Here is a 23,686-nt window from a genome sequence, read left to right on the forward strand (position 1 = left end):
GCACCACTATGCGTTTTCTGCGTTTCCTCAAGATCTTTTTCACGGTTATCCGCTTCGGTCTCGACGAGATGATGCTCGGCCGCATCAACGACCGGCGCGTGCGCATGCTGCTGCGTATCACCACGCTCGGACGGAATTTCGACGCGCCGCCTGGCGTGCGCTTGCGCCTCGCGCTAGAAAGCCTCGGGCCGATCTTCGTCAAGTTCGGGCAGGTGCTGTCGACGCGGCGCGATCTGTTGCCCGTCGACATCGCGAACGAACTCGCGAAGCTCCAGGACCAGGTGCCGCCGTTCGATTCGACGGTGGCCATCGGGCTCGTCGAGAAGTCGCTCGGCGCGCCGGTCGATGTGCTGTTCGACGATTTCGAGCGGGTGCCGGTGGCGAGCGCTTCCATCGCGCAGGTGCACTTCGCGACCGTGAAGGCCGGGCAGCACGCGGGCAAGGCTGTCGCCGTGAAAGTGCTGCGCCCGAACATGCTGCCGGTGATTGATTCAGACCTCGCGTTGCTGCGCGACATCGCCGTATGGGCCGAGCGCTTGTGGGCCGACGGCAAGCGCCTGAAGCCGCGCGAGGTGGTCGCCGAGTTCGACAAGTATCTGCACGACGAACTCGATCTGATGCGCGAGGCCGCCAACGGCAGCCAGTTGCGCCGCAATTTTGCCGGGCTCGACTTGCTGCTCGTGCCCGAAATGTATTGGGAATTTTGCACGCCCACCGTGCTCGTGATGGAGCGCATGGTCGGCGTGCCGATCAGCCAGGTGGATACGCTGCGCGCGGCGGGCGTGGATATTCCGAAGCTCGCGCGCGAAGGTGTGGAGATTTTCTTCACGCAGGTGTTCCGCGACGGCTTTTTCCATGCGGACATGCACCCTGGCAACATCCAGGTGAGCCTCGATCCGGCGCACTTCGGCCGCTACATCGCGCTTGATTTCGGCATCATCGGGGCGCTGTCGGACTTCGACAAGAACTACCTCGCGCAGAACTTCCTCGCCTTTTTCAAGCGCGACTACCATCGCGTCGCGACGCTGCATCTGGAGTCGGGCTGGGTGCCGCCGACCACGCGCGTCGAGGAACTGGAAAGCGCGATTCGCGCGGTATGCGAGCCGTATTTCGACCGCGCGCTGAAGGACATTTCGCTCGGTCAGGTGCTGATGCGCCTGTTTTCGACGTCGCGCCGCTTCAACGTCGAAATTCAGCCGCAGCTCGTGCTGCTGCAAAAAACCATGCTCAACGTCGAAGGGCTCGGCCGCTCGCTGGATCCCGAACTCGATTTGTGGAAGACGGCGAAGCCCTATCTCGAACGCTGGATGAACGAGCAGATCGGGCTGCGCGGCTGGTACGAGCGGTTGAAGATCGAGGCGCCGCAGTGGAGCAAGACGCTGCCGCAATTGCCGCGGCTGATCCATCATGTATTGGCCGAGCGGCACGATCATGGGCGCGTCGGCAACGACGACATGATCCGGCAGATCCTGCTCGAGCAGAAACGCACGAACCGGCTGCTGCAAGGATTGCTGCTGTTCGGCGTGGCCGTCGGTGTCGGCGCGGCGCTTGCGCGCGTGTTCCTCGCGCTGGCGTACGGCGCCTGATCCAAGCGAAGCCTAAGCGGCCCGAATGCGAGGCGAACGATGAGCGATCCGACCCAAGATCCGACCCAATCCCCGATGCCCGATTTCGAGAGCCGCGATCCGAATTCGCCGGCGTTCTGGGACGAGCGTTTCGAGCGTCATTTCACGCCGTGGGACCAGGCGGGCGTGCCATCGGCGTTTCAGTCGTTCGCGGGGCGTCATGCCGGCGAGGCGGTGCTGATTCCCGGTTGTGGCAGCGCCTACGAAGCGGCCTGGCTGGCCGCGCACGGCAGTCCGGTGCGCGCCATCGACTTTTCGCACGCAGCCGTCGCGGCGGCGCGCGCGCAGTTGGGCGAACAGCATGCACAGCTCGTCGAACAGGCGGATTTTTTCAGCTACGAGCCGCCGTTTGCGCCCGCATGGATCTACGAGCGCGCGTTTCTGTGCGCGTTGCCGCCTGCGCGCCGCGACGACTATGCGCGCCGCATGGCCGAACTGTTGCCGGCAGGCGCGCTGCTCGCCGGCTTCTTTTTTATCGGATCGACGCCGAAAGGGCCGCCGTTCGGCATCGAGCGCGCTGAACTCGAGACGCTGCTCACGCCGCATTTCGAATTGATCGAAGACGAGGCGGTCAGCGATTCGATCGCGGTGTTTGCGGGACGCGAGCGTTGGCTGACGTGGCGCCGCCGAGGCTGAACGTCGAGCATCGCCCACCGAGGCCGCCGCCGCTGCCGGTTCGAGCGCCGCCGCGCCTACGCATTGCTCGCGCGGCCCTTGATTTTTCATGCAAGCGCCCCCATCTGGCGCGACGGCGGCTGCGCCGGACGCTCATCCCCAAAATGCCGGGGAGCGTTACGGTTTGCGGCTATAATTCAAGGCTTTGCAAGCGTTTACAAGATTTCAGTAGGGAACAGGTCATGCCGATCTACGCTTATCGTTGCGAGTCATGCGGCTTTGGGAAGGACGTCCTTCAGAAGATGAGCGACCCCCAGTTGACGCAATGTCCCGAGTGCGGGAAAGACACTTTTCGCAAACAGGTCACGGCCGCGGGCTTCCAGTTGAAGGGCTCCGGCTGGTACGTGACCGACTTCCGCGGCGGCAACAGCGGCGCGCCCGCGAAGGCCGACGCCAACGGCGCGTCGAATGGCGCTGCCAACGGCGCCTCGGGCGAGAACGCCGCGGCTGCCAGCAACGGCGCCGCCAAATCCGACACAGCCGCAGCCAGCAGTTCAGCCGCGGCGCCGGCAGCACCGGCTGCAACGCCGGCGGCCAGCACGCCCGCAAGCGGCTCCAGCAGCGTCTAGTAGCACTGCCGCCCTCGCGGGCGGCGCACACGCCGCGCATTGCTTCGGCGGCGCGGCTTTCTGGCGGTACACATGACGACGAAAAAAACGACGCTCAAATCGGTGTTTCTGACTGGCCTCCTGGTGCTGGTGCCTTTGGCCATCACGCTGTGGGTGCTCGGTCTGATCATCGGCACGATGGATCAGACGCTGTTGCTGCTGCCGCGCGCATGGCAGCCCGAGCGCGTGTTCGGTTTCCGCCTGCCCGGCCTCGGCGCGGTTCTGACACTGGCATTCATCTTTGTCGTCGGGCTGTTGACTCAGAACTTCGTCGGGCAGAAGCTCGTGAAGTGGTGGGAAGTCGTGGTCGCGCACATTCCCGTGGTCGGGCCGATCTACACGAGCGTCAAGCAGGTGTCCGACACGCTGCTGTCGAGCAGCGGCAACGCGTTTCGCAAGGCGCTGCTGATCGAATACCCGCGCCGCGGCTGCTATACGATTGCGTTTCTGACCGGCATTCCGGGCGGCGACGTGATCAATCACCTGAAAGAAGATCACGTCAGCGTTTATGTGCCGACCACGCCGAATCCAACGTCCGGCTTCTTCCTGATGGTGCCCAAGAGCGAAGTGATCGAACTCGACATGACGGTCGACGCCGCGCTCAAGTACATCGTCTCGATGGGCGTCGTGGCGCCGTCCGCGCCTCCGGCGCCGGTGCGCCGGACGACAGTCGAGCCTCCGCTGTAATGCCGGCGCGCAACGTTTCACGCAGTGTCGAACTGCGGCGCGCCGATCAACCAATGCAAAACGAAAGTCAAACATCATGTCGATGAGATCTGAATACTGCGGTCTGGTGACCGAAGAACTACTGGGCCAAACCGTCTCGCTGTGCGGCTGGGTCAGCCGCCGCCGCGACCACGGCGGCGTTATCTTCATCGACCTGCGTGACCGCGAAGGCCTCGTTCAGGTCGTCTGCGACCCGGATCGCGCGGAGATGTTCAAGGCGGCCGAAGACGTGCGCAACGAGTTCTGTCTGCAGATCAAGGGCGTGGTGCGCGCGCGTCCCGAAGGCACGACGAACGCCGCGCTCAAGAGCGGCAAGATCGAAGTGCTGTGCCACGAACTGATCGTGCTGAACGCGTCGGTCACGCCGCCGTTCCAGCTCGACGACGACAACCTGTCGGAGACCACGCGCCTCACGCATCGCGTGCTCGATCTGCGCCGTCCGCAGATGCAGCACAACCTGCGTCTGCGTTACCGCGTCGCGATCGAAGTGCGCAAGTACCTCGACACGCTCGGTTTCATCGACATCGAAACGCCGATGCTGACCAAGAGCACGCCGGAAGGCGCGCGCGACTACCTGGTGCCGTCGCGTACGAACCCCGGTCAGTTCTTCGCGCTGCCGCAGTCGCCGCAGCTCTTCAAGCAGCTCCTGATGGTGGCGAACTTCGACCGCTACTACCAGATCACCAAGTGCTTCCGCGACGAAGACCTGCGCGCCGACCGTCAGCCGGAATTCACGCAGATTGACTGTGAAACCTCGTTCCTGTCGGAACAGGAAATTCGCGATCTCTTCGAGGCGATGATCCGTCATGTGTTCAAGGAAACGATCGGCGTTTCGCTCGACGAGAAGTTCCCGGTCATGGAGTATTCGGAAGCCATGCGCCGCTTCGGTTCGGACAAGCCGGACCTGCGCGTGAAGCTCGAATTCACCGACCTGACCGACGCGGTTAAAGACGTCGAATTCAAGGTGTTCAGCACGCCGGCCAACTCGAAAGACGGCCGCGTTGCCGCCATCCGCGTGCCGAAGGGCGGCGAGCTTTCGCGTGGCGACATCGACAGCTATACGGAATTCGTGCGCATTTACGGCGCGAAGGGTCTCGCGTGGATCAAGGTCAACGAAGTGGCGAAGGGCCGCGACGGTCTGCAAAGCCCGATCGTCAAGAACCTGCATGACGAAGCGGTCAAGGCGATTATCGAGCGCACCGGCGCGCAAGACGGCGACATCATTTTCTTCGCGGCGGATCGCGCGAAGGTGGTGAACGACAGCCTGGGCGCGCTGCGTCTGAAGATCGGCCATTCGGAATTCGGCAAGGCCAATGGCCTCGTCGAGTCCGGCTGGAAGCCGCTGTGGGTGGTCGACTTCCCGATGTTCGAATACGACGAGGAAGACAACCGCTACGTCGCCGCGCATCATCCGTTCACGAGCCCGAAAGACGAGCACCTCGAGTACCTGGAATCGGACCCGGCGCGCTGCCTCGCGAAGGCCTACGACATGGTGCTGAACGGCTGGGAAATCGGCGGCGGCTCGGTGCGTATCCATCGCGAGGAAGTGCAGAGCAAGGTGTTCCGCGCGCTCAAGATCAACGCCGAAGAAGCGCAAGCCAAATTCGGCTTCCTGCTCGACGCGTTGCAGTACGGCGCGCCTCCGCATGGCGGCATCGCGTTCGGTCTGGACCGCATCGTCACGATGATGGCCGGCGCCGATTCGATCCGCGACGTGATCGCGTTCCCGAAGACGCAGCGCGCGCAAGATCTGCTCACGCAGGCGCCGAGCGAAGTGGACGAGCGCCAGTTGCGCGAGTTGCACATCCGTCTGCGCACGCCGGAACCGAAGGCGTGATGATTTGATGCCGGGTGCTGTCTGAAAACGACAGCAGAAGCAAAACGAAAAGGCGCGGGAGGAAACTCCGGCGCCTTTTTCGTTTTTTGCGTTACAGTCGATGCAACAGCTTTCGACTGTTCATTGGACCACCCGCCGACATGTATCGCGCAGCATTGCGCCCAGTTTTCACATCATGCCGAAACCGCCGAAGATCCCGCAGTCCGTACTCGTCGTCATTCATACGCCCTCGCTCGATGTGCTGTTGATCGAGCGCGCCGATATGCCGGGGTTCTGGCAGTCGGTGACGGGTTCGAAAGACCGGCTCGACGAACCGCTCGCCGAAACGGCCATGCGCGAAGTGGCCGAGGAAACCGGCATCGTGATCGGCAGCGCTGCTGTGCCGCAAAGCGCACTGTTCGACTGGCAATACTCGATCGAATACGAGATCTATCCGCAGTTCCTGCATCGCTATGCCGAAGGCGTGATCCACAACACCGAGCACTGGTTCAGCGTGGAAGTGCCCGAGCGCCTCGAAGTCACGCTCGCGCCGCGCGAGCACACTGCGTTTCTTTGGCTGCCGTATGAAGAGGCGGCGTCGCGCTGCTTTTCGTCGTCGAATGCGGATGCGATCCTGCAGTTGCCGAACAGGTTGCGCAAGCGTTCGGAGTCTCGCCGATGAGCGTCGGCGGCGCACGCCGTTTCGCCCGTCTGCGGCAATCGCTGCTCGGCCGCCGCTATTGGCAGCGCTACCGCTTCACGAGCGGTAACGACGTCAAGCTGCTGCGCTCCGGCGACGAGTTCTTCAGCGCGCTTGTGCAGCGTGTGGATGCCGCCGAGCGCGACGTGGTTCTCGAAACCTATATCTTTTGCTACGACGAGGCCGGGCAGATGGTCAACGCGGCGCTGCTGCGCGCGGCGGCGCGCGGCGTGCGTGTGCGCGTGATCACCGACGGTGTCGGCACCGCCCGCCTGCCGATGTTCGACGAGTGGACCGGCGCGGGCATCGAGCATCGCATCTACAACCCGCACATTTTCGGGCGCTTCGGTTTCTCGCGCACGCACCGCAAGCTCGCCGTGATCGACGACGCGTTTGCATATTGCGGCGGCATCAACATCGTCGACGATTACGAAAACAACGGCGAGACGCTGCCGTACCGGCGCTGGGATTTCGCGGTCGAATTGCATGGGCCTGTGGTGAGCGACGTGCGCCAGGCGTTCGAAGTGCAATGGCGGCGGATTCGCGTCGGGCATCGGCCGGTGGAGTCGCTCGAGCCCGATCTCAGTCCGAAGACGTCCGCGTCGCTCGGCAGCCTGCGCCGTCGACGCCGGCGCCGCAACGAAGAACTGTGGGCGGGCGGCGAACCGTGCGTGGCGTTCGTCGCGCGCGACAACCTGATCAATCGGCGTGCCATCGAAAAGGCGTATCTGACGGCGATCGGCCAGGCGCGCAACGAGGTGCTGCTCGCGAATCCGTACTTCATGCCTGGCCGCAAGCTGCGTCGCGCGCTCGTGTATGCGGCGCGGCGCGGCGTCGTGGTGAAGCTGATTATCGGCCGCAAGGAGTTCAAGGCGCTCGACTACGCGGTGCCTTTTCTCTATCGCGCGTTGCTGCGGGCGGGCGTGCAGATCGCCGAGTACGAGAAGACCATGCTGCACGGCAAGGTCGCGGTGGTCGACTCGAACTGGGCGACCGTGGGCTCGTCCAATCTCGACGCGCTGAGCCTCATGCTGAATAACGAGGCCAATGTCGTGCTGGTGAACGATCCGTCGATCGACGCGCTTCGCGAAGCGATCCTCGTCGCGTTCAAGGACTCCCGGCGCATCGACGAGGCGCACTACGACGCGCGTCCGGCCGGCGAACGGTTGCTTAACTGGCTCGCCTACACGACGTATCGGCTGGCGATGAAGGTGCTGACGGTGGGCGGCTACGATTAGCGGATAAGGCCGACGCTTCACAAGCACGCTCAACCATTTCCCGATGTCTTTCAGACTTTTCGCGCAGCCCCTTCGCCGACCCCGAAACCATAATCGCCGCTCACCAGCGGTCAAGCGCCCGACGCGAGAAGATGCGAGCCCATGCGTCGGCGTCAAAGACCTCTGCCATCAAGCAGCGTGCGCCGATGGCACCGCACCGCGCACCGTGAGCGGCGCGAAGCCACCGGCCAGTCATCGAGGTCCGTCCGTCCCATGCCAGCGCATTCCGAAGCCGCATCCGATAACAGCAACATATCAAGCCTGCATGACCAGGCTCTGGCAGCGTACCGGGCCGGTCGCCACGACACCGTCCACGCGCTCGCCGCGCAAATCCTGACGCTGGACGGCGAGCACACCGGCGCCATGCATCTCGAGGGCCTGCTCGCGCTTGCCACCGGCCAGCCTGAAGTGGCGCGACACTGGCTCGAGCGGGCGATCCAGCTCGGCCCGGAAGCGAACCTCTACAACACGCTGTACGCGATTCAGCTCAGACTGGGCGATCACGACGGAGCCGTCGACAGTTTGCGCAAGGGGCTCGCACTGCAGCCGGAGTTCACTGCGCTTCACTACAACCTGGCGTTGACGCTGCAACATCTCGACCGTCCGGAAGACGCGGCAGTCAGTTACCGTCGGACGATCAAGATTGAACCTGGCCACTCCGCGGCGCACAACAACCTCGGCCGCATCTTCGCGGACCTGGGCGCACTGCAGGAAGCCGAGCATCACTACCGGCGCGCGCTCGAACTCGCGCCGGCCAATCTCGTCGCGCGCAATAACCTGTCGATGCTGCTGCTCGCCACCGGCCGTTATCAGGAAGCGTGGCCCTATTTCGAGGACCGCTGGGTCAGCTTCCGTCACGCCGACGGAAGTCCCGCGCGAGTGCCCATCCAGGCGCCGTTGCCGCGCTGGTGGGGCGAAAGCCCCGCCGTGGTCGGCGCAGCGGAGCCGAAACGTATGCGCAGCGAACGTCTGCTCGTGCTCGACGAGCAAGGCTATGGCGACAGTCTGCAATTCGTGCGCTACCTGCCAATGGCGCTAGAACTGTTCGCGCAGGTCGGCTATGTATGCCCGGCGCCGCTGCGTCGCCTGTACGAAGAATCGCTGTGTTCGCGCTGGCCGGGGCTCGTGCTGCTCGACGAGCCGGTGTCCGATTTTGCGAGCTGGGATCGCTATTGCCCGCTGATGTCGTTGCCGATGGCGTTCGGCACGCAAGTCGCGACCATCCCGGCGGACACGCCGTATCTCCACGCCGATATGACGCGTGCCGCCGCCTGGCGCGCGCGGCTCGACGCGTTGCCGGACGCGCATTTGCCGCGCATCGGCGTGGTATGGGCGGGCGGCCATTCGGGCATCGCCGTGGATCGCCGGCGCAGCCTCAGCGCAGCTCAGCTTGCGCCGCTCTTCGCGCTGGATCAGATCCGCTGGATCAGTCTGCAAAAGACCGACGATCCCGCCAAGCTGGCCGATCCGGCCAGCCAGGCGCGCCTAACGGACTGGACCGCCGATCTCACGGACTTCGCGGATACCGCCGCGCTGATCGCCAACCTCGATCTGGTGATTTCCGTCGATACCTTGGTCGCGCATCTCGCCGCGGCCCTGGGCAAGCCGGTATGGCTGCTGAACCGTTTCGCCGGTTGCTGGCGTTGGCTGCGCGGACGGGACGACAGCCCGTGGTATCCGGGCTTGCGTCTTTTCACGCAAACTCAGCGCGACGACTGGGACGACGTGCTCGCGCGGACATGCGAGGCACTCAAGCAGCGCTACGCAATCGGAGCTTAAACGTGTTCTAGATTCGCTTGCGCTGCTGCATCATGTCAGCCGGCTGCGCAGTTCGAGGAAGCAGATGGAGCAATGCAAAACTGCCTGACGACAAACCCCTCTAAAAAATCCGATTCCTCTGATTGCTACATGCCCCAAAATTGAAGCCAGGTTAGAAACCGGTTTCTAATAAAGTCCTTGTTTCGCGGACGGCGCCACTCAATAATAGTACGGCCGTTCGATTTTCTTTCGGTCACATTAGAACGGTAAAAGCTATGCGAAAAGGCGAACAAACGCGAGCCGCAATTCTCGATGCAGCACTTGATCTTGCAAGCCGCGACGGACTCGAAGGTCTGACGATTGGCCTCCTGGCCGAGCGCATGCAGATGAGCAAAAGCGGTGTGTTCGCGCATTTCGGGTCGCGCGAGGACTTGCAGGTGGAAGTCGTGCGCGAATATCACCGTCGTTTCGAAGACGAGGTGTTTTTCCCGAGCCTGCGCGAGCCTCGCGGATTGCCGCGTTTGCGCGCGATGATCTCGCGCTGGATCGAGAAGCGCATTCAGGAAGTGACCACCGGGTGCATCTACATCAGCGGCGCCGTTGAATACGACGACCGCGCGGACAGCCAGGTGCGCGAACAACTGGTGTCGAGCGTGACGATGTGGCGCGCGGCGCTCACCCGCGCGATTTCGCAGGCAATGGAAGAAGGGCATCTGCGCGCGGACACCGATCCGCAATTGATGCTGTTCGAACTGTACAGCTTCACGCTGGGTCTGCATCACGACGCGCGTTTCCTGCATCTACCGGATGCGGTGCGTCTGACGTGGGCCGCGTTGGAAAAACTGATTGTTTCGTATCAAAGCGAAAGCCGTTAGCAGAGAGCCGATCCGCGTCGCGCGTGCAGCTAACGGCCTGGCTTCATGTTTAAACTTTGGAGAGACTCATGGGACAGTACGCCGCGCCGCTGCGCGACATGCAATTCGTGTTGCACGAGCTGCTTAACGTCGAAGCCGAGATCAAGCAGATGCCGAAGCACGCGGATCTCGACGCCGGGACGATCAACGCCGTGCTCGAAGAGGCCGGCAAGTTCTGCTCCGAAGTGCTGTTTCCGCTGAATCACAGCGGCGACCAGGAAGGCTGCACGTACGTCGGCGACGGCGTCGTGACCACGCCGAAGGGTTTCAAGGAAGCCTATCAACAGTACGTTGAAGCCGGCTGGCCCGCGCTCGGTTGCGATCCCGAGTACGGCGGCCAGGGGCTGCCCGCGTTCGTCAACAACGCGCTCTACGAAATGCTGAATTCGGCGAACCAGGCATGGACGATGTACCCCGGCCTCTCGCACGGCGCATACGAATGCCTGCACGCGCACGGCACGCCGGAACTGCAAAAGGTGTATCTGCCGAAGCTGGTGTCGGGCGTATGGACCGGCACCATGTGTCTGACCGAGCCGCATTGCGGCACCGACCTCGGCATTCTGCGCACCAAGGCCGAGCCGAATAGCGACGGCTCGTATGCGATCAGCGGCACGAAGATTTTCATCTCCAGCGGCGAGCATGATCTTGCGGAGAACATCGTTCACCTCGTGCTCGCGCGTCTGCCGGACGCGCCCAAAGGCACCAAGGGCATTTCGCTTTTCATCGTGCCGAAGTTCGTGCCGAACGAAGCAGGCGAGCCCGGTGAACGCAACGGCGTGAAGTGCGGTTCCATCGAACACAAGATGGGCATTCACGGCAACGCGACCTGCGTGATCAATCTCGACAACGCGAAGGGCTGGCTCGTCGGCGAGCCGAACAAAGGCTTGAACGCGATGTTTGTGATGATGAACGCTGCGCGTCTGGGCGTCGGCATGCAGAGTTTGGGCTTGACCGAAGTCGCGTACCAGAACTCGCTGACGTATGCGAAAGAACGTCTGCAGATGCGCTCGCTGACCGGTCCGAAGGCCCCGGACAAAGCCGCTGATCCGATCATCGTGCACCCCGACGTGCGCCGCATGCTGCTCACGCAAAAGGCCTATGCCGAAGGCGCGCGCGCGTTCTCGTACTGGTCCGCTTTGCACATCGACAAGGAACTGTCGCACGCCGACGAATCCGTGCGCAAGGAAGCCGCCGATCTCGTCGCGCTGCTCACGCCGATCCTGAAAGCGTTCCTGTCGGACAACGCGTTCGAAGGCACGAATCACGCGATGCAGATTTACGGCGGCCACGGCTATATCGCCGAGTGGGGCATGGAGCAGTACGTGCGCGACGCGCGCATCAACATGATCTACGAAGGCACGAACGCGATTCAGGCGCTCGACCTGCTCGGCCGCAAGATTCTCGGCGACATGGGCGCGAAGATGAAGAAGTTCGGCAAGCTCGTGACCGAGTTTGTCGAAGCCGAAGGCATCAAGCCGGAGATGCAGGAGTTCATCAACCCGCTCGCCGACATCGGCGAAAAGGTGCAGAAGCTGACGATGGAAATCGGCATGAAGGCCATGCAGAATCCGGACGAAGTGGGTGCCGCGGCCGTGCCGTATCTGCGCACTGTAGGCCATCTCGTGTTCTCGTACTTCTGGGCACGCATGGCGCGCGTCGCGCTGGATAACGAAGCATCGGGCGATCCGTTCTACAAGGCCAAGCTCGCCACCGCGCGCTTTTACTTCGCGAAGCTGCTGCCCGAAACGGCGATGACGATTCGCCAGGCGCGCGCCGGTTCCAAGCCGCTGATGGACTACGAAGAAGCGCTGTTCTAAATCAACTCGCGGAAAATCGCCGCGCCGGTTCAAACAACGCGGCGACTTTGCCGGCCACATCCATCGCGAAGTAGTCGACAAACTCGCGACACATTCGCGACACCGCATAACTCCCCGGAGGAACAACGTGAGCAATCTGATCATTCGCAAGGTAGCCGTGCTCGGCGCCGGCGTGATGGGCGCGCAGATCGCCGCGCACCTGATCAACGCCAAGGTGCCGGTGCTGCTGTTCGACCTGCCCGCCAAGGAAGGTCCGAAGAACGCCATCGCGTTGAAGGCGATCGAGAATCTGAAGAAGCTGTCGCCCGCGCCGTTCGGCGTGAAGGACGACGCGCAGTACATCCAGCCCGCCAATTACGACGACGACATCGAGAAGCTCGCCGAATGCGACCTCGTGATCGAAGCGATCGCCGAGCGCATGGACTGGAAGCACGACCTGTACAAGAAGGTGTCGCCGCACATCGCGCCGAACGCGATCTTCGCGACCAATACATCGGGCCTGTCGATCACCGAGTTGTCGCAAGGTTTCGCGGACGAACTCAAGGCGCGCTTTTGCGGCGTGCACTTCTTCAATCCACCGCGCTACATGCATCTGGTCGAACTGATTCCGACCGCGACCACGCGCCCGGAAATTCTCGATCAACTCGAAACGTTTCTGACGAGCGTGGTCGGCAAGGGCGTCGTGCGCGCGAAAGACACGCCGAACTTCATCGCGAATCGCGTCGGCATTTTCTCGATTCTCGCCGTGATTACCGAGGCCGCAAAATTCGGCCTGCGTTTCGACGAAGTGGACGACCTGACCGGCTCGCGTCTCGGCCGTGCGAAGTCGGCCACGTTCCGTACTGCTGATGTCGTCGGTCTCGACACGATGGCGCACGTCATCAAGACGATGCAGGACAATCTGAAGGACGATCCGTTCTTCCCGGTCTACGAAACGCCGGCCGTGCTCGCCGAACTCGTGAAGAAGGGCGCGCTCGGTCAGAAGACGGGCGGCGGCTTCTACAAGAAAGAAGGCAAGGCGATCAAGGTGCTCGACCCGAAAACGGGCGAGTACGTGGATGGCGGCGCGAAGGCCGACGAACTGGTCGGCCGCATTCTGAAGCGTCCGCCGGCTGAGCGGCTGAAACTGCTGCGCGAATCGGAGCATCCGCAAGCCCAATTCCTGTGGTCCATTTTCCGCGACGTGTTCCACTACATCGGCGTGCATCTGGAATCCATCGCCGATAACGCGCGCGACGTCGACCTCGCAATCCGCTGGGGTTTCGGCTGGAACGAAGGTCCGTTCGAAGGCTGGCAGACGGCGGGCTGGAAGCAGGTCGCCGAATGGGTGCAGGAAGACATCGCGGCAGGCAAGGCGCTCTCCACTGTGCCATTGCCTTCGTGGGTGCTCGACGGTCCCGTCGCCGAAAAGGGCGGCGTGCATACGAACGAAGGTTCGTGGTCGCCGGCTTCGAAGACGTTCGTGCCGCGCTCGTCGCTTGGCGTGTATGAGCGCCAGGTGTTCCGCGCGCCGCTCGTCGGTGAAACGGCTGCGGACCCGAAGACCTACGGCAAGACGCTGTTCGAAACCGAGGCGGTGCGCGCATGGGTCGACGACCGCGCCGGCGAGAACGATGTTCTGATCGTGTCGTTCAAGAGCAAGATGAACACGATCGGACCGTCGGTGATCGACGGTTTGACGCAGGCGATCGAACTGGCCGAGAAGGACTACAAGGGCCTCGTGATCTGGCAGCCGACGTCGCTCAAACTCGGCGCGCCGGGCGGCCCGTTCTCGGCGGGCGCCAACCTCGAAGAAGCGATGCCCGCGTTCATGATGGGCGGCGCCAAAGGCATCGAGCCGTTCGTGAAGAAGTTCCAGCAAGGCATGCTGCGCGTGAAGTACGCGAGCGTGCCGGTTGTGGCCGCAGTGTCGGGCATTGCGCTCGGCGGCGGCTGCGAATTGCTGCTGCATAGCGCGAAGCGCGTCGCGCACATCGAAAGCTATATCGGTCTCGTGGAAGTCGGCGTGGGTCTCGTGCCCGCGGGCGGCGGTCTGAAGGAAGCGGCGTTGCGCGCGGCCGAAGCCGCGACGCAAGTCGGCGCGACCAATGACCTGCTGAAGTTCGTGCAGAAGTCGTTCGAAAACGCGGCGATGGCGAAGGTGTCGGCGTCCGCGCTCGACGCCCGCGCGATGGGTTATCTGAAGCCGTCCGACACGATTGTGTTCAACGTGTTCGAGTTGCTCGACGTCGCGAAGAAGGAAGCGCGCGCACTCGCCGGCGCGGGCTATCGTCCGCCGCTGCGCGTCACGCAAGTGCCGGTTGCCGGACGCTCGGCGATCTCGACCATCAAGGCATCGCTCGTGAACATGCGCGACGGCCGCTTCATCAGCGAGCACGATTTCCTGATCGCGAGCCGCATCGCCGAAGCCGTGTGCGGCGGCGACGTGGAAGGCGGCAGTCTCGTCGACGAAGAATGGTTGCTGCAACTCGAGCGCCGCGCGTTCGTCGATCTGCTCGGCACGCAGAAGACGCAGGAGCGGATCATGGGCATGCTGCAAACCGGCAAGCCGGTGCGGAACTAATAGCGACGCGCGCAAATTTCGGAGAAACAAATGAGCAAGCAATTGCAAGACGCATATATCGTCGCCGCGAGCCGCACGCCGATCGGCAAGGCGCCGCGCGGCGTGTTCAAGAACACGCGCCCCGACGAACTGCTGGTGCATGCAATCCGATCCGCCGTGGCGCAAGTGCCCGGCCTCGACACGAAGGTGATCGAAGACGCGATTGTCGGCTGCGCGATTCCCGAGGCCGAGCAGGGCCTGAACGTGGCCCGCATGGGCGCGCTGCTCGCGGGCCTGCCGCAATCGGTCGGCGGCGTGACGGTGAACCGCTTCTGCGCGTCGGGCCTGACCGCGTTGGCGATGGCCGCGGACCGCATCCGTGTCGGCGAATCGGACGCGCTGATCGCGGGCGGCTGCGAGTCGATGAGCATGGTGCCGATGATGGGCAACAAGCCGTCGCTGTCGCCGCATATCTTCGATCGCAATGAAGATGTTGGCATTGCGTACGGCATGGGCCTGACCGCCGAGAAAGTCGCCGAGCGCTGGAAGATCAGCCGCGAAGCGCAAGACGCGTTCTCGGTCGAATCGCATCGCCGCGCAATCGCCGCGCAGCAGTCCGGCGAATTCAACGACGAGATCGCCGCGTACACGGTCACTGAGCGCTTCCCCGATCTCGCCACGGGCGAAGTGCGCGTTAAAACGCGCGAAGTCTCGCTCGACGAAGGCCCACGCGCCGACACGTCGCTCGAAGGTCTCGCGAAACTGCGCACGGTGTTCGCGAACAAGGGCTCGGTGACGGCCGGCAACAGCTCGCAGACCTCGGACGGCGCGGGCGCACTGATCGTCGTGTCGGAGAAGATCCTCAAGCAGTTCAACCTGACGCCGCTCGCGCGCTTCGTCAGCTTCGCGGTGCGCGGCGTGCCGCCGGAAATCATGGGCATCGGGCCGAAGGAAGCGATTCCGGCCGCGCTGAAGGCCGCGGGTCTGACACAGGACGACCTCGACTGGATCGAGTTGAACGAAGCGTTCGCCGCGCAATCGCTCGCGGTGATTCAGGACCTGGGCCTCGATCCGTCGAAGATCAATCCGCTCGGCGGCGCGATCGCGCTCGGCCATCCGCTGGGCGCGACGGGTGCGATTCGTGCGTCGACGGTCGTGCACGGCTTGCGCCGCCGCAACTACAAGTACGGCATGGTGACGATGTGCGTCGGCACGGGGATGGGCGCGGCGGGCATCATCGAGCGGCTGTGATACGGCTCGCTTCGGTGCACGCGGCATGCCGTTAAGGCACTCGCAACGGTTCGCAGGCCTCGCGCTTGCGAACCGTTTTTGCTTTTACTACAGCAGTTTCAGCGGCGATTTCCGCAGCAGTTTCTGTAGCACATGAAGGAGACGAACATGACGACGGACATTCTGGTCGAGCGCGCCAACGGTGTGCTGACGATTGCCTTCAACCGGCCGGACAAGAAGAACGCGATCACGGCCGCGATGTATCAGACGATGGCCGACACTTTGGTCGACGCGCAAGCCGATGCGTCCGTGCGCGCCATTCTGTTTCGCGGCAGCGCGGGCATTTTCAGCGCGGGCAACGATCTCGAAGACTTCATGAAGGCGCCGCCGATGGGCGAAAACGCGCCGGTGTTCCAGTTCCTGCGCGCGATCAGTTCGGCGGAAAAGCCGGTGGTGGCGTCGGTCGCGGGGCCGGCGGTGGGCATCGGCACGACGCTGCTGCTGCATTGCGATCTGGTTTATGCCGCGGATTCGGCGAGCTTCTCGTTGCCGTTCGCGCAACTCGGGCTGTGTCCCGAAGCGGCGTCGAGTTTGCTGCTGCAACGCGTCGCGGGCTATCAGGCAGCGGCGGAAAAGCTGCTGCTCGGCGAGGCGTTCGACGCCGCCGAAGCGCAACGCATGGGCTTCGTGAATCGCGTGTTGCCGGCTGCGGAAGTCGACGCGTTCGCGGCATCGCAAGCCGCGAAGCTCGCCGCGTTGCCGGCGTCGTCATTGCGCGTGACGAAGAGCCTGATGAAGCGCGCGAGCCACCAGGAACTGCAAACGCAGATGTCGGAGGAAGCGCTGCACTTCGGCAAGATGCTGATCGCGCCCGAAGCGCGTGAGGCGTTCAAGGCGTTCTTCGAGAAGCGCAAGCCGCACTTCCGGCAATTCGACTGAGCAAGCAGGGCGGCTGCAAAGCGCCCACTTGGCCCTGTTCACACGAGCCGCTCAGGGCTGGGCGGTGTCGTAATCGACGTAGCTGGTTTCGCGGCAGAAGCTGACGAGCCGCACGCCGGCCTTGCGGGCAATCGCAATCGCCAGCGACGACGGCGCGGAGATCGTCGCGAGCATCGGCACGTCGACGCGCGCGGCTTTGCGCACGAGTTCATAGCTCGCGCGGCTCGACAGAAACACGAAGCCCTCTTTGGTATCCGCGCGATCGAGCACGAGCTGGCCGATCAGTTTGTCGAGCGCGTTGTGGCGGCCGACGTCTTCGAACGCATAGCGGATCGCGCCCGCCGCGTCGCACCATGCAGCCGCGTGCAGGCCGCCTGTGAGGCGCGTCAACGCCTGATGCGCGGGCAAATCGCGGGCCGCGCGCGCGATCGCGTCGGGCGCGAGCCGCTGCAAAAAGCCGGTGTCGGGCACGCGTTCCGGCTTCAGATCGAGCAGATCGATGCTTTCGATGCCGCACACGCCGCAGCCGGTGCGGCCGGCCAACGCGCGGCGCTTTTCCTTCAGCGCGACGAATGCCTGCTGCACGACCTGCAATTGCACCTCGGCGTGCGGCAATTCGCCGTCGTCATGCAGTTCGACCTCGATGTCCTGAATGTCGCTGCCGCGCTCGACAATCCCTTCCGAAATCGCAAAGCCGACGGCGAATGCTTCGAGATCGCGCGGCGTGCACATCATCACCGCATGCGAGATGCCGTTGAAGACGAGCGCGACCGGCCACTCCTGGCCGACGTGGTCGGTGACCGTTTCCACCGCCGCGCCGCGATGGCGGTGCACCTGACGCTCCACCGCGCCGGGCTGGCCTGCTTGCAGTTCGTTCACGCTGATTCACTCCGTTGATGCCGTGCGTGCGCCCGGCCATGCCGCGCCGCCGACGCACGAATAAGGTTCTAAAATACCTCAAGCTGGCCTTGTGCGTTGCCCGTCATCCAAGAGGAAACTGTCATGGGACTCAACGAAGCACCGCTGCTGTTCAACTTCGAGGTGGAGTCGTCGCAGAATTTCACCTATATCCCGATGTCGGTTCGCTTCAATCTCGATCGTTTCGGGCTGCGCATTTCGCTCGCGCAATGGCAAATGCTGCCGCTGGAGGACCGCAAGCTGCTCGCGCGTTTTCCCGTCGAAGACGACGCGGAGATCGAGCCCAACTTCGATCACGCGCTGTTCGAGATGCTGCGCACGCACGCGAACGTCGAACCGGAGTGGTTCACGCCGGACGAAGCGCCCGCGTGGCGCGACACGGCGAGCGTGCCCGAAAGCGTCGAGCGTCAGGCGAAGCTGGCGGGTCTCGCGGGTCCGAGTGCCGCGCGCTGGGCGGAGCTCGAGCCGTTCAAGCGCTACGTGCTGGCGAAGTTGTCGCGCAAGCAGGAGATCAACCACGACTTCATCCCGGCGATGAAGGAGTTTGGCGCTGCCGGCTAGGTGCGGCCGGCTAGGTGCGGCCGGCTAGGTGCGGCCGGCTAGGCGCACCCCACCAACTTTTTTTCACCTCCCACCCTCAACCTGTTCCGAACGCTGCCGTTATCCAAAGGTTAGCGCGTAAAAGACTCGCATCGATGCCGCCGGACGCATCGCAAGCGGCCTCGCGCTCCCGCCCGAAGAACGATCGACGTTCGGAACCCATGACTCCTTTCATCTCGAAGCGGCTGCTGATCAACATAGCGGTCGTGGCCGTCGCGCTCGGCGCAAACGTGTTCGCCGCATGCTTGCAGATCGCCGGCCAGCGTGAGGCCGACGCGCGCATGCTGCATTCGACGCACGTTCGCCAGAGCCTCGACGCGTACCAGTCGGCGCTCGACGGCGGCCTCGCCGCGCTCGGCCGCCTCGAGGCCGCGGGCGATCCGCCGCCCGTCGACGCGGCCGCGACGATGAACGCGACGCTCGCGAGTCTCGAAAGCAAGTTGCAGGGCGAACTGGCCGACGAACCCGCGATGCTCGCCACGCTCGCCCAGGTCGGCGCGGACCGGCGCGCGCTGCAACGCGACATCGGCGATGCGCTGCTCACGCGCGACGCCGACGAGCCGGCCGCCTCGCGCGCATGGACGGCGGCGTCGTACATGCACGCCGGGCTCGGGCTGCAGCGTGTCGAAGCGGGCCTCGCCGCGCTGCGGGCAGCCGAGAACCGCGCGTTGCAGGCGTCGCTCGCGGCGTCGTCGAAGGAGCGGCGGCACGCGGCGCTGTTTCTGATCGCGACCATGCTGGCGGGCGCGGCGCTCCTGATCTTCACCTTCGGCGCACGCGAAAGCAGCGCGCGCAAGAAGCTGCACAGCGTGCGCGCGCTCGGCCGCAACGACGAGCGCTTTCGCAGCCTGTTCGACGATCATCCGGTGCCGATGTATATCTTCGAGCGCGAGACGCTGCGCTTTCTCGCCGTCAATTCGGCCGCGATCAAGCAGTACGGCTATTCGGAGAGCGAGTTTCTCGACATGACGATTCGCGCGATCCGGCCCAATAGCGAGATCGGCCGGCTCGAGTCGCATTTGCAGCGCGCCGACAGCGCCGAGCGCGGCCGCACGATGGCGGGCATCTGGCATCACCGGCGCAAGGACGGCTCGGTGATAAGCGCGGACATCTCCTATCACGCGCTGAACTTCATGGGCCGCGCCGCGTTCTTCGTTCTCGCCGACGACGTCACCGAGCAGATCAACGCCGAAGCCGAGGCGCAGCGCTCGAACCAGATGCTCGAAGCGGTGATCGACAACATCCCGCAGCGCATTTTCTGGAAAGACCTGGAGTCGCGCTATCTCGGCTGCAACATGGCGTTCGCGCGCGACGCGGGTCTGTCGTATCCCGAGCAGGTGGTCGGCAAGAGCGACGCCGACATGCCGTGGCGGGCGTTCGCCGAATTGCTCAACGCGCACGACAGGGAAGTGGTCGGCACGGGCGTGCCGAAGATGAATTTCGAAGTCGACGTGGTGATAGACGGCGTGCACCGCACGACGGTCACGAGCAAGCTGCCGTTCACCGACGGCGACGGCCGCGTGATCGGCGTGCTGGGTTCGTACACGGACATCACCGAGCGCAAGCGCGCCGATCTCGCGCTGCGTCTGCAAAGCCGCGCGCTCGATGCGAGCGTCAACGCGATTCTGATCACGGCGCCTTCGCCGGCGGGCAATCTGATCGAATACGTGAATCCGGCCTTCATGCGCATCACGGGCTACGATCCCGCCGAGGTGATCGGCCACGATTGCCGCGTGCTGCAACGCGACGATCGCGAGCAGGAAGGCGTCGCGCTGATCCGCGAGGCGCTCGCCGCGAATCGCGAAGTGAGCGCGGTGGTGCGCAACTATCGCAAGGACGGCGCGCTGTTCTGGAATCAGCTCTTCATCGCGCCGGTGCCGGATGCCGAAGGCATCATCACGCATCACATCGGCGTGATCAACGATGTCACCGACTTGATGCGCTATCAGGAACAGCTCGAATATCAGGCCAACTATGACAGCCTCACGCGCCTGCCGAATCGCAACCTGTTGCGCGACCGCTTGCAGCATGCGTTGATCGTCGCGCAGCGGCAGCACAAGGGCGTCGCGGTCGTGTTCATGGATCTCGACGGCTTCAAGAACGTCAACGACAGCCTGGGCCACAGCGTCGGCGACCGGCTGCTCGGTGTCGTCGCGGAGCGGCTCGCGCGCTGCACACGCACGAGCGATACGGTCGCGCGTCACGGCGGCGACGAGTTCGTGGTCGTGATGACCGATACCGTCGACGAACAATCGCTGATTGCGTGGATGGAGCGCGTGCGCGCGTCGATCTCGGAGCCGGTGTGGCTCGACGGAACGGAACTGTACGTGGGCTGCAGCCTAGGCGCGAGCCTGTTCCCGCAAGACGGCGACGACGCCGAAACGCTGATGAAAAAGGCCGATCTCGCGATGTATCGCGCGAAGGACATGGGCCGCAACACGTTCCAGTTCTATCAGCCCGAGATGAACGCGAGCGCGGGCGCGCGCCTTAACCTGGAGCGGCGTCTGCGGCGCGCGCTGCGCGACAACCAGTTCTTGCTGCACTACCAGCCGCAAGTCGATATTCACACTGGGCGGATTGTCGGCACCGAGGCGCTGGTGCGCTGGCGCGATCCCGAAGTGGGGCTCGTGCCGCCGTCGTCGTTCATTCCCGTTGCCGAAGAAAGCGGGTTGATCGGCCCGTTGTCGGAATGGGTGCTGCGCGAAGCGTGCCGTCAAAACAAGGCGTGGCAAGACCTCGGCTTGCCGCCGGCGCGCGTCTCCGTGAACCTGTCGGCGCGTGTGTTCCAGCAGCGCGATATTGCCAAGCTCGTGATGCAGGTGCTCGACGAAACCGGGCTCGAGCCGCGATACCTGGAACTGGAACTGACCGAAAGCGCGATCATGCGCAATGCCGAAGAAGCCGTGTCGATGCTCAACGAACTGAGCGCGCTGGGCATCGGCCTCGCAATCGACGACTTCGGCACCGGCTATTCGAGCCTCAGCTACCTGAAGCGCTTTCCGGTGGACCGGCTGAAGATCGACCGCTCGTTCGTGTCCGACATCGGCATCTCGGGCGACGACGAGACCATTACGTCGGCGATCATCGCACTCGCGCATTCGTTGAAGCTGCAAGTGATCGCCGAAGGCGTCGAGACCTCGGCGCAACTCGACTTTCTGAAGGAGCGCGCGTGCGACGAGATGCAAGGCTTCTACTTCGCGAAGCCTTTGTCGACTGATGCGATCTCCGAGCTGATGAAAGGCGGCACCGCGCACGAACCGGCGATGGCCTGAAGCCTGGCTAACGCCTGCGCCGCGCTCACACCGCTGGCGTACTCACGAAAACCGGCAACTGTTCCGCTGCCGCCGAAAACGCCTGCAAATGCGGGTGCGCGCTTGCGCTGACGATCTGCGGCAGCATCATCTGCGTGAAATTCCACGCGACGGCGACCGTGACTTCGGCCGCGCCGAAGCGCTCGGCCTCGGTCGGCAAGGGCGCCGCCGCGGCTTCCTGTTCGAGCTCGGCGTAGGCGGCGAGCACTTGCGCACGCACACGGTCCATCCACGGTTCATGCTGCTTGTCGGCCGGCCGCAGGTTGCGTTCGTAGACGATCTGCACGCTCTTGTCGCATGCGGCGAGCGAGAGGCCGGTCAGGCGCGCGGCGCGCAGGCAGTCGTCGGGATGCGACGGAAATAGCCGCTGCTTCGGACCGGCCAGCGACGCGAGATATTGCAGGATCACCGTCGAGTCCATCACCGTCTTGCCGTTGTCGGCGACGAGCGTCGGCGCCTTGACGACCGGGTTGATGGCCGCGAACTGGTCGTAGGTGCTGAACACCGAGATGGGCGCGTGCTCGAACTCGAGCCCGAGCAGCTTCATGCAGATAGCGACCCGGCGCACGTAAGGCGAGTCGAGCATTCCGATCAGTTTCATGTCTGTCCCGTTAGACGTTCTATCATCATGCGCCGTGGGGTCGCGGCGCTCGTTGCCTGTCGCCGCGTCCCGCCGCGTCCATGCGGCGCGCTTCACCGCAATAGATTAAGCATCGCGGCGCGGCAGAAAAAGCGAAATTATTCGACGGTTTACGTCAGAATCTCTTACATGAAACGCATTCCGCCCTTGACCGCTCTGCGCTGCTTCGAGGCCGTCGCGCGCCTCGGCGGCGTCACGCAGGCGGCCCGCGAGTTGCACGTCACGCATTCGGCGGTGAGCCAGCAGATCAAGGTACTCGAAGAGGCGATGGGCGTCGCGCTTTTCGTACGCGAGGCGCGCGGTCTGCGTCCGACCGACGAAGGCCGTCTCTACGCGCTCGAGATCCGCGCGGCGCTGCGCGACATCACGCAGGCCACGCGCCGCGTGCTCGCGCGTCCGCACGACAGCGAACTGGTGATCGCTACATTGCCGTCGTTCGCGCAACATTGGCTCGTGCCGCGTCTGCCCGACTTTCGCGACGCGCATCCGTATTACCGCGTTCGTCTCGTCACGAGTTTGCAACTCGAAGATTTGCGCCACGGTGCGAGCGATGTCGGCATTCGCATGGGCCAGGGCCATTGGCCCGACGTCGCGCATCAAAAGCTATTCGACGATGAAATGATCGTGGTCGCCGCGCCGCATTTCGCGCTCGCGCCAGGTGGCCGCTTGCCGGTCACGGCCGAAGAGGTGATCGCGTGTCCGCTGATTTCGAGTCCCGACGCGCCGTGGGCCGACTGGTGCGAAGCCGCGAAGGTCGCGCAACCGGATGCCGCGCGCGTGGTGTTGTCCGCGAACGATTCGAACGTCGTGATCGGCGCGGTATTGCTCGGCCAGGGCGTTGCGCTCGAGCGGCGCAGCCTGGTCGCGCACGCGCTTGCGCGCGGCGAGCTGGTGCAGATCACGCGGGTTCGCGTGCCTTATCGCTATCCGTACTGGCTTGTGTGGCAGCAGCGCGAAACGCTCACTGCGCAGCAGGCGCATTTCGCGCAGTGGATCGAAGGACAGGTCGACGCGTATCTGCGCGCGAATGCGGCGCTTGGGGATCAATAGCGCCGCGCTGCGGTCAGGCGGGTTCGGCGCGTTGGGGCGGGTCCGGCGCGTTTCAGTCGAGCGCGGGCAGTGCGCGCGGGCGGCGGTCGCTGTCGGTGGCGACGTAGGTCAGCGTGGCCTCCGTCACTTTGACGATGTCTTCCGCGAGGCTCATACGTTGCGCGTAGACCTCGACGGAAACGGTGATGGACGTATTGCCCGTCTTCACGATGTCCGCATAAAAGCTCAGCAGATCGCCGACGAACACCGGCTGCTTGAAGAGGAACGAATTGACCGCGATGGTCGCGACTCGCCCGTTCGCGCGGCGGCTTGCCGGGATCGAGCCGGCAATGTCCACCTGCGCCATGATCCAGCCGCCAAACACGTCGCCGTGGATATTGGCGTCGGCCGGCTGCGGCATGACGCGCAGCGCGCAAGGCTTTTGCGGGAGTTGGAGAATATCGGTCATCAGTTACCCTGGAAACGCGTGTTGGTTTGATTCGCCTGGCCGGCGCGGCTCACGACGCAAGCCCTGGACATTACCAAACGGCAGAGCCGCGT

19 protein-coding genes are annotated in these 23,686 nt (G+C 63.9%); 16 read left to right on the forward strand and 3 right to left on the reverse strand.

Features of this window, described 5'->3' with window-relative positions; translation table 11 throughout:
• Positions 1-8: 8 nt before the first annotated feature.
• The 13 genes from ubiB (at position 9) to CUJ91_RS02280 (ending at position 16,627) form a co-directional block, all read left to right on the forward strand.
• Positions 9-1,586, forward strand: a complete 1,578-nt coding sequence (gene ubiB, locus CUJ91_RS02220) for a ubiquinone biosynthesis regulatory protein kinase UbiB (protein ID WP_006047969.1) — start codon at positions 9-11, stop codon at positions 1,584-1,586.
• 39 nt (positions 1,587-1,625) lie between these two features.
• The gene (locus CUJ91_RS02225; RefSeq protein ID WP_114155784.1) at positions 1,626-2,261 is read left to right on the forward strand and encodes a methyltransferase domain-containing protein; all 636 of its coding nucleotides are present in this window, start codon (positions 1,626-1,628) and stop codon (positions 2,259-2,261) included.
• Between the two features lie 221 nt (positions 2,262-2,482).
• Positions 2,483-2,869, forward strand: a complete 387-nt coding sequence (locus CUJ91_RS02230; protein ID WP_114155785.1) for an FmdB family zinc ribbon protein — start codon at positions 2,483-2,485, stop codon at positions 2,867-2,869.
• A gap of 72 nt (positions 2,870-2,941) precedes the next feature.
• Positions 2,942-3,595 carry a DUF502 domain-containing protein gene (locus CUJ91_RS02235; protein WP_006047966.1) on the forward strand — a complete coding sequence of 218 codons (654 nt, stop codon included), beginning with the start codon at positions 2,942-2,944 and terminating at the stop codon, positions 3,593-3,595.
• 76 nt (positions 3,596-3,671) lie between these two features.
• Complete coding sequence (gene aspS, locus CUJ91_RS02240; RefSeq protein ID WP_006047965.1) at positions 3,672-5,471, forward strand: aspartate--tRNA ligase; 1,800 nt, start codon at positions 3,672-3,674, stop codon at positions 5,469-5,471.
• A gap of 175 nt (positions 5,472-5,646) precedes the next feature.
• Positions 5,647-6,132 (forward strand): dihydroneopterin triphosphate diphosphatase, encoded by a 486-nt coding sequence (nudB, locus tag CUJ91_RS02245; protein ID WP_053857506.1) that lies wholly within the window; start codon positions 5,647-5,649, stop codon positions 6,130-6,132.
• A complete protein-coding gene (gene clsB / locus CUJ91_RS02250) occupies positions 6,129-7,388 on the forward strand; it encodes a cardiolipin synthase ClsB (protein WP_029970479.1) in 1,260 nt (419 codons plus the stop codon). Before nudB ends, clsB begins: the two co-directional genes overlap by 4 nt.
• 252 nt (positions 7,389-7,640) lie before the next feature.
• Positions 7,641-9,206, forward strand: coding sequence for a tetratricopeptide repeat protein (locus CUJ91_RS02255; protein WP_114155786.1), 1,566 nt, complete (start codon positions 7,641-7,643; stop codon positions 9,204-9,206).
• Between the two features lie 254 nt (positions 9,207-9,460).
• The gene (locus tag CUJ91_RS02260) at positions 9,461-10,060 is read left to right on the forward strand and encodes a TetR/AcrR family transcriptional regulator (RefSeq protein ID WP_006047961.1); all 600 of its coding nucleotides are present in this window, start codon (positions 9,461-9,463) and stop codon (positions 10,058-10,060) included.
• A gap of 68 nt (positions 10,061-10,128) precedes the next feature.
• Positions 10,129-11,916 (forward strand): acyl-CoA dehydrogenase C-terminal domain-containing protein, encoded by a 1,788-nt coding sequence (locus CUJ91_RS02265; RefSeq protein WP_114155787.1) that lies wholly within the window; start codon positions 10,129-10,131, stop codon positions 11,914-11,916.
• 127 nt (positions 11,917-12,043) lie between these two features.
• Complete coding sequence (locus CUJ91_RS02270) at positions 12,044-14,479, forward strand: 3-hydroxyacyl-CoA dehydrogenase/enoyl-CoA hydratase family protein (RefSeq protein WP_114155788.1); 2,436 nt, start codon at positions 12,044-12,046, stop codon at positions 14,477-14,479.
• A 30-nt stretch (positions 14,480-14,509) separates the two neighbouring features.
• Positions 14,510-15,709: an acetyl-CoA C-acyltransferase gene (locus tag CUJ91_RS02275; protein ID WP_029970476.1), complete on the forward strand. Its 1,200-nt coding sequence runs from the start codon at positions 14,510-14,512 to the stop codon at positions 15,707-15,709.
• A 147-nt stretch (positions 15,710-15,856) separates the two neighbouring features.
• Positions 15,857-16,627 (forward strand): enoyl-CoA hydratase, encoded by a 771-nt coding sequence (locus tag CUJ91_RS02280; RefSeq protein ID WP_114155789.1) that lies wholly within the window; start codon positions 15,857-15,859, stop codon positions 16,625-16,627.
• 51 nt (positions 16,628-16,678) lie between these two features.
• On the opposite strand, the gene fdhD is transcribed toward CUJ91_RS02280, so the two are convergent.
• Positions 16,679-17,506 carry a formate dehydrogenase accessory sulfurtransferase FdhD gene (gene fdhD, locus CUJ91_RS02285; RefSeq protein WP_114155790.1) on the reverse strand — a complete coding sequence of 276 codons (828 nt, stop codon included), beginning with the start codon at positions 17,504-17,506 and terminating at the stop codon, positions 16,679-16,681.
• A 123-nt stretch (positions 17,507-17,629) separates the two neighbouring features.
• Between fdhD and CUJ91_RS02290 the strand changes: the two genes are divergently transcribed.
• The gene (locus CUJ91_RS02290) at positions 17,630-18,106 is read left to right on the forward strand and encodes a nitrate reductase associated protein (RefSeq protein ID WP_114155791.1); all 477 of its coding nucleotides are present in this window, start codon (positions 17,630-17,632) and stop codon (positions 18,104-18,106) included.
• A 200-nt stretch (positions 18,107-18,306) separates the two neighbouring features.
• A complete protein-coding gene (locus tag CUJ91_RS02295) occupies positions 18,307-21,417 on the forward strand; it encodes a sensor domain-containing protein (RefSeq protein WP_114156666.1) in 3,111 nt (1,036 codons plus the stop codon).
• A gap of 25 nt (positions 21,418-21,442) precedes the next feature.
• On the opposite strand, the gene CUJ91_RS02300 is transcribed toward CUJ91_RS02295, so the two are convergent.
• Positions 21,443-22,057, reverse strand: coding sequence for a glutathione S-transferase (locus CUJ91_RS02300; RefSeq protein WP_107707342.1), 615 nt, complete (start codon positions 22,055-22,057; stop codon positions 21,443-21,445).
• A 168-nt stretch (positions 22,058-22,225) separates the two neighbouring features.
• On the opposite strand from CUJ91_RS02300, the gene CUJ91_RS02305 reads away from it, so the two are divergent.
• Positions 22,226-23,146, forward strand: a complete 921-nt coding sequence (locus CUJ91_RS02305) for a LysR substrate-binding domain-containing protein (RefSeq protein ID WP_006047952.1) — start codon at positions 22,226-22,228, stop codon at positions 23,144-23,146.
• 52 nt (positions 23,147-23,198) lie between these two features.
• Here CUJ91_RS02305 and CUJ91_RS02310 read toward each other — a convergent pair whose 3' ends face one another.
• A complete protein-coding gene (locus tag CUJ91_RS02310) occupies positions 23,199-23,594 on the reverse strand; it encodes an acyl-CoA thioesterase (protein ID WP_006047951.1) in 396 nt (131 codons plus the stop codon).
• Positions 23,595-23,686: the final 92 nt, after the last annotated feature.

Source organism: Paraburkholderia graminis, from assembly GCF_003330785.1.
In the GTDB taxonomy this organism is placed as follows: Bacteria; Pseudomonadota; Gammaproteobacteria; order Burkholderiales; family Burkholderiaceae; genus Paraburkholderia; species Paraburkholderia graminis.